This window comes from Streptomyces sp. NPDC057654, from assembly GCF_042800135.1.
GTDB lineage: Bacteria > Actinomycetota > Actinomycetes > Streptomycetales > Streptomycetaceae > Streptomyces.
On the sequence record NZ_JBHVHQ010000338.1, the window covers coordinates 1 to 8,480 of the forward strand.

Sequence of the window (8,480 nt, forward strand, 5' to 3'; positions counted from 1 at the left end):
GCTCCTCCTGCCGCGCCGGGCGCTCGCGCGGTACGAACGCCACGTGCCGGTGCCCGCGCCGCAGGTCTATCCGCAGCCGCAGGCCGCCCACCCGGGCGAGCGCGAGGCCGACGCCGACCGCCGCGAGCAGGGAGATCAGGCCGCCGGTGAAGAAGCCGATGCGGGCCCCGTACTGGTCGGTGATCCAGCCGACCAGCGGTGCGCCCACCGGTGTGCCGCCCATGAAGACCATCATGAACAGGCTCATGACGCGCCCCCGCATCGCGGGGTCGGTGGCCAGCTGCACGCTGGAGTTGGCCGTCACGTTGATCGTCAGGCCGACCGTGCCGATGATCACCAGCAGCACGGCGAAGACCCCGATGGAGGGCGAGAACGCCGCCGTCATCTCCAGCGCGCTGAAGACCACCGCCGCGCCGACCAGCAGCCGCAGCCGCGAGGTGCCGCGCCGGGCCGCGAGCAGCGCGCCGGCCAGCGAGCCGGCCGCCATGAGGATGTTGAACAGGGCGTACGTCCCGGCGTCCGAGTGGTAGACGTCGTTGGCGAACGCGCTGAGCCAGACCGGGAAGTTGAAGCCGAAGGTCCCCACGAAGCCGACGAGGACGATCGGCCAGATCAGCTCCGGCCGCCCGGCGACGTACCGCAGGCCCTCCTTCAGCTGGCCCTTGCCGCGCGGCACCTGCTCGGCCTTGTGCAGCTCGCTCGTACGCATCATCAGCAGGCCGGCGAGCGGCGCCACGAACGAGACGCCGTTGAGCAGGAACGCCCAGCCGCTGCCGACGGCGGTGATCAGCGCGCCCGCGACGGCGGGGCCGATCAGCCGGGCGGACTGGAAGTTGGCGGAGTTGAGGCTGACCGCGTTGCGCAGATCGTCCTGGCCGACCATCTCGACGACGAACGCCTGGCGGGCGGGGTTGTCGATGACGGTGACGAGACCGAGGACGAACGCGGTCACGTACACATGCCAGACCTGGACCTGGCCGCTGAGCGTCAGGGCGGCCAGGGCGAGACCGGTGAGGCCCATCGCGGACTGGGTGATGAAGAGGAGCTTGCGCTTCGGGTAGCGGTCGGCGAGGACGCCGCCGTACAGCCCGAAGAGCAGCATGGGCAGGAACTGGAGCGCCGTGGTGATGCCGACGGCCGTGGAGGAGCCGGTCAGGCTGAGGACGAGCCAGTCCTGGGCGACGCGCTGCATCCAGGTGCCCGTGTTGGACACCACCTGTCCGGTGGCGAAGAGCCGGTAGTTACGCACCCTCAGCGAGCTGAAGGTCCCGCCCCGTGGCTTGGGCTCGGCGGGTATGTCGTCGTCGGTGTTCGGTGCGGGTGCGGAGTCTGCTCCGGGTCCCGTACTCAAAATGGGGTCGCCTCCTAGGCGCATGGTCGGTCTTACAGGTGCGCGAGCTTCTCCAGCACGGGTGCGGCGGCGCGCAGCGTCGCCCACTCGTCCTCGTCCAGCTCCTTGACCAGCTCGGCGAGCCAGGCGTTGCGCTTGCGCCGGCTCTCTCCGAGCATGGCCTCGGCCTGCTCGGTCTGGGTGACCACCTTCTGCCGGCGGTCCTCCGGGTGCGGTTCGAGCCTGACCAGCCCCTTGGCCTCCAGGAGCGCCACGATGCGCGTCATCGACGGCGGCTGCACGTGCTCCTTGCGGGCCAGCTCGCCGGGTGTGGCGGAGCCGCAGCGGGCGAGGGTGCCGAGCACCGACATCTCGGTCGGGCTCAGCGACTCGTCGACTCGCTGGTGCTTGAGCCGACGGGACAGACGCATGACGCCGGAGCGCAGGGCGCTGACGGCTTCGGCGTCGTCCGTGGGGGCTGAGATGTCCTCCGCCACGGGCGCAGGGCTGGACAGTTCCGGCATGGTCGTTAGCATAACTCATTACTCCGTCTAAGGAAAACCGGAAAACGGGCTGGTCCGCGTGTGTCACGGCGGCTTCACCCGTACGGGTGAGCGCACGCGGGAAAACAACCGCCGGACCGGCCGCCCCCTGGACCCTGGCACGCATGGGATCAAGGGTGCTCAGCCTACGGATGGACGGCGACCTGCTGGACCGGGTCCGGCAGCACGCCGAGAAAAGAGGAATGAGCGTCCAGGACTACGTGGTCCGGACGCTCATTCGGGACGACTTCGACGAGCGGTTCCAGCGCTCCGTCGACGCGACGGAGGAGTTCTACTCCGCCCCGCCGCCGTGACGGTCCCCTCGCCTCTCCTTCACTACTTCACGCCGAGGAGCTGTTCGATCGGGTTGAGCAGGAAGTAGACGAGGAAGCACGCCCCGACCACGCTCAGCAGCCACGGGATCTCGCGGGCCCGGCGGTCGGCGATCCGCAGCAGGATGAAGGCGAGCACGCCGATCCCGATGCCGTTGGTGATGCTGTAGGTGAACGGCATCGAGATGATCGTCAGGAACGCCGGGATCGCGATGGTGAAGTCGCTCCAGTCGATCTCCCGGACGTTGGCCGACATGATCAGGAAGCCGACGACGAGCAGCGCGGGCGTCGCGGCCTGCGAGGGCACCACGGTCGCCAGCGGCGTGAAGATCAGCGCCAGCAGGAACAGCCCGCCGGTCACGAAGTTCGCCAGGCCCGTACGGGCGCCCTCGCCGACGCCCGCCGTGGACTCCACGAAGCAGGTGTTGGCGGACGCCGAGCCGAGCCCGCCGGCCGCGACCGCGACGCCGTCCACCATCAGGATCCGGCCCATGCCCGGCAGCTGGCCCTTCTCGTCCGTCAGCCCGGCCTCCTCGCCGACGCCGATGATCGTGCCCATCGCGTCGAAGAAGCCGGACAGCAGCACGGTGAAGACGAAGAGGCAGCCGGTGAGAATGCCCACCTCGTGGAAGCCGCCGAACAGGCTGATGTCGCCGATGAGCGAGAAGTCGGGCGCGCCCACGACGTTGTCCGGGACGGTCGGCACCGACAGGCCCCAGCTCGCGTCCGGGATGGTCGCGATGGAGTTGATGATGATCGCCACGACGGCCATCGCGACGATGCCGATCAGGATCGCGCCGCGCACCTTGCGCACGGTCAGTACGAACATCAGCCCCAGGCCGATCACGAACACCAGCACCGGCCAGCCCTGGAGCTGGCCGCCGGTGCCCAGGCCGAGCGGGACGGTGGTGTGCGCGGCGTCCGGGTTGCGCGAGACGAACCCGGCGTCGACCAGGCCGACCAGCGAGATGAACAGCCCGATGCCGATCGCGATGGCCCGGCGCAGCCCGCCCGGGATCGCGTCCATCACGCGCTGCCGCAGCCCCGAGGCGACCAGCACCATCAGCACCAGACCGGCCAGCACCACCATGCCCATCGCTTCCGCCCAGCTCATCTTGGGCGCGAGCTGGAGCGAGACGACGGCGTTGATGCCCAGGCCGGCGGCGCAGGCGATCGGCACATTGCCGATCGCGCCCATCAGGATCGTGGTCAGGCCCGCCATCAGGGCGGTGGCGGTGACCAGCTGGGCGTTGTCGAGCTGGTGGTGGAACTTGTCCTCGCCGCTGCCCAGGATGATCGGGTTCAGGACGATGATGTAGGCCATCGCGAAGAAGGTCGCCAGCCCGCCGCGGAGCTCACGGGAGACGGTCGAACCGCGCTGGGAGATCTTGAAGAACGCGTCGATCGGGTTCTTGGGCGGCGTCGGGAGCGGCGGCTTGGCGTCGACCGGAGCAGTGGCCGAGGGGGACATGCGGGACCTCAGTCGTACGGGCCTCCGGGGAGGCGCGGAAAGGCGAGCGGGACTGCGGGGACCGGACCGATAGCGCCGATAACTCTGCACACTCTGGAGCCGAACAGACCCTCTTTGGACGATCTGACGAAAGAAACCAGTCAGATACGAGCGGTTTCAGTATGAATAAACAAGCCATCAATTGCTATCTCCGCGCGTAGACCCCTATGAACCATCGGTTCCGCTCGCGCCGTGGGCGCGGCGGGCCGCGCCGACACCACCGTCTAGGCTGGAGCGCATGACGAAGTGGACTCCACGGCACGAGGCGCCTGAGCCCTATGAGGGCAATGTCGTCGCCACCATTACCGGCGGCACCATCGCGTGGTTCGTCCTCTTCCTCGCCCAGCTGCCGTTTTATGGGTGGTTCCAGGACAACAGGCATCTGTGGTGGCTGTGGACGTGTCTGGCGGCGGGGGTGCTGGGGTTGGTGGGGGTTTGGTACGTGCGGAAGCGCGACGCCGCCATTCGTCGGCACGTGGCCAAGGCGGCGGGGCCGCAGGGCGACGCGTAGCTTTTTCGGGGCTCTGCCCCGGGCCCCGGTCCTCAATCGCCGGACGGGCTGGATTGGGCTGGCCTGGGTTGCCTCGGTGCTCTCAAGCGCCGGGTGGGCTGGAGTGGGCCGGCCTGGTTGCCTCGGTGCCCTCAAGCGCCGGGCGGGCTGGGAAGGGGACGCCTCTCCTGGCTGGGCGGTTGATGAGATGTCTGCCACGCCGCCGATCGCGTATATCCAAGGGGTGAACCTGACGTGAGCCCCGTACCGTCGTTGGCATGACCGATCCGGCGCAGACCGCAGTCGAAGAGCCCGTACCGCCGTCGGGGCACCCCGGGCTGACCACCGCGCAGGTTGCCGAGCGGGTGTCGCGCGGTGAGGTCAACGATGTGCCGGTGCGGTCGTCGCGGTCGACTACGGAGATCGTCCGGGCCAACGTCTTCACGCGCTTCAACGCCATCATCGGCGTGCTCTTCCTGGTCATTCTCGTCGTCGGGCCCATTCAGGACGGGCTGTTCGGCTTCGTGATCGTCGCCAACACGGCGATCGGCATCATCCAGGAGCTGCGCGCCAAGAAGACGCTCGACAGTCTTGCCGTCATCGGCGAGTCCAAGCCCACCGTGCGAAGGAACGGTACGGCGGCCGCGATCCCCACCGGGGAGATCGTGCTCGGCGACACCATCGAGCTCGGTCCCGGCGACAAGTGCGTCGTGGACGGCGAGATCCTGGAGGCCGACGGGCTGGAGATCGACGAGTCGCTGCTGACCGGTGAGGCCGACCCGGTGCTGAAGAAGCCCGGCGACAAGGTGATGTCGGGTTCGTTCGTGGTGGCGGGCGGCGGCGCGTTCACCGCGACGAAGGTCGGGCGCGAGGCGTACGCGGCGCAGCTCGCCGAGGAGGCGTCCCGCTTCACGCTCGTCCACTCCGAGCTGCGCACCGGCATCAGCCAGATCCTCAAGTACGTGACGTGGATGATGGTGCCGACCGCGCTCGGCCTGATCATCAGCCAGCTCGTCGTGCAGAACCACGACTGGCGCGAGGCCGTCCGCCGGGTCATCGGCGGCATCGTGCCGATGGTCCCCGAGGGCCTGGTGCTGCTGACGTCCGTGGCCTTCGCGATCGGTGTGATCCGGCTCGGGCGCAAGCAGTGCCTGGTGCAGGAGCTGCCCGCGATCGAGGGGCTGGCCCGCGTCGACGTCGTCTGCCTCGACAAGACGGGCACCCTCACCGAGGGCGGCATGGACGTCACTGAGCTGCGACCGCTGAGCGGCGCCGACGAGTCGTACGTGCACCAGGTGCTCGGCGCGATCGGCCAGTCCGACCCCCGCCCCAACGCTTCCCTCCAGGCGATCATCGACGCCTATCCGGCCGCCGACGGCTGGCACTCCACCGAGGCCCTGCCGTTTTCCTCCGCCCGCAAGTACAGCGGCGCGGCCCTCGGCGGACCGGACGGTGAGGAGAGCACCTGGCTGCTGGGCGCGCCGGACGTCCTGCTGCCGGACGGCGACGCGTCCCTCGCCGAGATCGACGACTTGAACGCGCAGGGGCTGCGCGTACTGCTGCTGGCCCGTACGGAGCGGGGGCTGGACGACCCGCGTGTGGCGCAGGGCGTACGGCCTGCCGCGCTCGTCATCCTGGAGCAGCGGCTGCGGCCGGACGCCGCCGAGACCCTGGGGTACTTCGCCGAGCAGGATGTCGCGGCGAAGGTCATCTCCGGCGACAACGCCGTCTCGGTGGGCGCGGTCGCCGGGAAGCTCGGCATGTCCGGCGCGGAGAACCCCGTCGACGCCCGGCGGCTGCCCTCCGACCGGGACGAGATGGCGGCTGTGCTGGAGGACGGCGCGGTCTTCGGGCGCGTCAGTCCGCAGCAGAAGCGGGACATGGTGGCCGCTCTCCAGTCGCGCGGCCACAACGTGGCGATGACGGGCGACGGCGTCAACGACGTGCTGGCCCTCAAGGACGCCGACATCGGCGTCTCAATGGGCTCCGGCTCCGAGGCGACGCGGGCCGTCGCGCAGATCGTGCTGCTGAACAACAGCTTCTCGACGCTGCCGTCGGTGGTGGCGGAGGGCCGCCGCGTCATCGGCAACATCACGCGCGTCGCGACGCTGTTCCTGACGAAGACCGTCTATTCGGTGCTGCTGGCGATCCTCGTCGTCTGCTCCCAGGTCCCGTACCCCTTCCTCCCCCGCCATCTGACGCTGCTGTCGACGCTGACCATCGGCGTGCCCGCCTTCTTCCTGGCCCTGGCCCCCAACAAGGAGCGCGCCAAACCGCACTTCGTCCGCCGGGTGATGCGCTACTCCATCCCCGCCGGCGTCATCGCGGGCGCCGCTACCTTCGTCGCCTACCTGCTGGCCCGGCACTACTACACCGGTCCGGGCTCGCTCGACGCCGAGACGAGCGTCGCGACGCTGACGCTGTTCATCGTCTCCATGTGGGTCCTGGCGATCATCGCCCGCCCGTACACCTGGTGGCGTATCGCGCTGGTCCTGGCGATGGCGGCCGGGTTCCTGATCGTGCTCGTGACGCCGTGGCTCCAGACGTTCTTCGCGCTCAAGCTCGTCGGCACGACCATGCCGTGGGCCGCCGTCGGCATCGCGGTCGTCGCGTCGGCGGTGCTGGAGGTCGTCTGGCGCTGGGTGGGCAAGCGGTTCCCGGTCTGAGACTCTCTTCACGGAACGTGCGCGGCGACTCCGCAGAGTGACCGTGTCGAGCTCCCGTCGTTGGGCGGAATGCGGCCCGGGGATTCCGTGGCGCGGTCTGAACAGGGAATACCGGGCCCGGCGCCCGGCGGCGGAGGGACACGCGATCGTGGACATGCAGGCTGCGGGCAGGCGGGTCGGGGCAGTGGGCGCGGTCATCGGCGCGGCTACGGGGGCGACGCTGATCCCCGCCGGTACCGCCGAGGCCAACATCATCGGCATCGGGAACGCGGCGTACGGCAACAGCTGCCTCAACGTGGGCCGCGCGACGGCAGCGGGCGGCACGGCCGCGAGCAGCGGCGCGGCGAGCGCCAACCGCCTCGTCCTGCCGCTGCACATGTCCCGCAACCACTGCGGGAACAGCGGCTTCATCTGCACCGCGCTGTTCCGCGCCTCAGTGTGACCGTAACCGCGCCCGCGCCCGTACGGACCGGGGTCCCGGCGGGCGACGCGGCCCTACAGGAGATGCTGGCGCTCAGCGGGCGGGGGCTGCCGCTGCTGCGGGAGTGGGCGGCCGGGCAGCCGCGCTGCGGGGTGGCGCGGGCGCTGCTGGCGCTGGCTGCCGGGGACTCCCTCGGCGAGGCGGCGCTGAAGGACGAGATGGCCGTCGCGTACGACGACGCGCAGTCGGCGGGGCCCCGGGAGACGAGCCTCGTGTACGGGGTGTTCCTGAGCGCCCTGCGGCAGCACCGCCTGACAGCCGATCACTTGGTGGCGCACTTCGACCGGTGGCCCGGGGACGAGGTGGCCGGGTTGCTGCTGGACGCGTTCCACGTCTGCGGTGATCCCGCCTACCGCGAGCGCGGCGACGCGCTGATCGAGGAGCAGTATGTACGGGCGGGTCCCGACAGCTGGGTCTGGGCGGGGTGGCTGGCCTGGGCGCGGGTGGAGCGGGGCCGGGTGGAGGAGGCCCACGAGCTGGCCGGGCAGGCGCTGGCCGTGCACCCCCGGGCCGGTACCGCGATGCACGCCCGCGCGCACGCCGAGCACGAACTCGGCTACGGGCCCGTCGCGTCCGCCGCCCTCGACCGCTGGCTGGCGGACGATCCGCAGGCCGTGCAGTTCCGCCACCTCAACTGGCACGCGGCGCTCCAGTCGATCGCCTGCGGCGACTTCCCCGACGCGCGGCGGCGCGCGGACGCCGTGCTGGCCGACTCGGATGTCGGCATGCGGGCGGCGACGAACTGGCGGCTGCTCCTCGTCGGGCAGGCCCCCGCCGGGCGTACCGACCTCGTGCGCGTACGGGAGCTGCTGGCCGCGCCCGGCGGCACGGCGGAGGTCTTCCACACCTTCAACCTGGCCCTCGCCCTCGCCGTGGAGGCCGCCACGGACGACCTGCGCGCGCTGGCCCGGCGGGCGGCCGGGGACCCGCGCGCCGAGTACCGCGAGGCCCTCGCGCCGGTCGCCGAGGCCCTCGCGCACCTGACCGCCGGCCGCCCCGGAGCGGCGGTGGACCTGCTCACCGCGCTCGGCGGGCGGGTGGAGCGGATCGGCGGGGTGCGGGTGGAGCGGGAGATCGTCCAGGACACCCTGGCCCGCGCGCTGGCCGATGCCGGGGAGCCCGTACGGGC

Annotated in this window: 8 protein-coding genes; 5 read left to right on the plus strand and 3 right to left on the minus strand. The window is 70.7% G+C overall.

Going from position 1 to position 8,480, the window contains the following annotated elements:
* Positions 1 to 1,351 (minus strand): MFS transporter (locus ACFU99_RS23520; RefSeq protein WP_384395042.1); only part of this gene is annotated, 1,351 nt, incomplete at its 3' end.
* A gap of 32 nt (positions 1,352 to 1,383) precedes the next feature.
* On the minus strand, positions 1,384 to 1,854 hold the full coding sequence (locus tag ACFU99_RS23525; protein WP_384395044.1) for a MarR family winged helix-turn-helix transcriptional regulator: 471 nt from the start codon (positions 1,852 to 1,854) through the stop codon (positions 1,384 to 1,386).
* Between the two features lie 143 nt (positions 1,855 to 1,997).
* Between ACFU99_RS23525 and ACFU99_RS23530 the strand changes: the two genes are divergently transcribed.
* On the plus strand, positions 1,998 to 2,186 hold the full coding sequence (locus tag ACFU99_RS23530) for a ribbon-helix-helix protein, CopG family (RefSeq protein WP_384395046.1): 189 nt from the start codon (positions 1,998 to 2,000) through the stop codon (positions 2,184 to 2,186).
* A 22-nt stretch (positions 2,187 to 2,208) separates the two neighbouring features.
* On the opposite strand, the gene ACFU99_RS23535 is transcribed toward ACFU99_RS23530, so the two are convergent.
* Entirely contained in the window at positions 2,209 to 3,675 is a 1,467-nt protein-coding gene (locus ACFU99_RS23535) for an NCS2 family permease (protein ID WP_384395048.1), read from the minus strand.
* A 277-nt stretch (positions 3,676 to 3,952) separates the two neighbouring features.
* Between ACFU99_RS23535 and ACFU99_RS23540 the strand changes: the two genes are divergently transcribed.
* The 4 genes from ACFU99_RS23540 to ACFU99_RS23555 form a co-directional block, all read left to right on the plus strand.
* The gene (locus ACFU99_RS23540; RefSeq protein WP_384395050.1) at positions 3,953 to 4,225 is read left to right on the plus strand and encodes a DUF2530 domain-containing protein; all 273 of its coding nucleotides are present in this window, start codon (positions 3,953 to 3,955) and stop codon (positions 4,223 to 4,225) included.
* 257 nt (positions 4,226 to 4,482) lie between these two features.
* Positions 4,483 to 6,870 carry a cation-translocating P-type ATPase gene (locus ACFU99_RS23545; protein ID WP_384395052.1) on the plus strand — a complete coding sequence of 796 codons (2,388 nt, stop codon included), beginning with the start codon at positions 4,483 to 4,485 and terminating at the stop codon, positions 6,868 to 6,870.
* Positions 6,871 to 7,024: 154 nt separating this feature from the next.
* A complete protein-coding gene (locus ACFU99_RS23550) occupies positions 7,025 to 7,312 on the plus strand; it encodes a chaplin family protein (RefSeq protein ID WP_384395055.1) in 288 nt (95 codons plus the stop codon).
* A partial coding sequence (locus tag ACFU99_RS23555; protein WP_384395054.1) for a hypothetical protein occupies positions 7,309 to 8,480 on the plus strand: 1,172 nt, incomplete at its 3' end. The genes ACFU99_RS23550 and ACFU99_RS23555, both read left to right, overlap by 4 nt.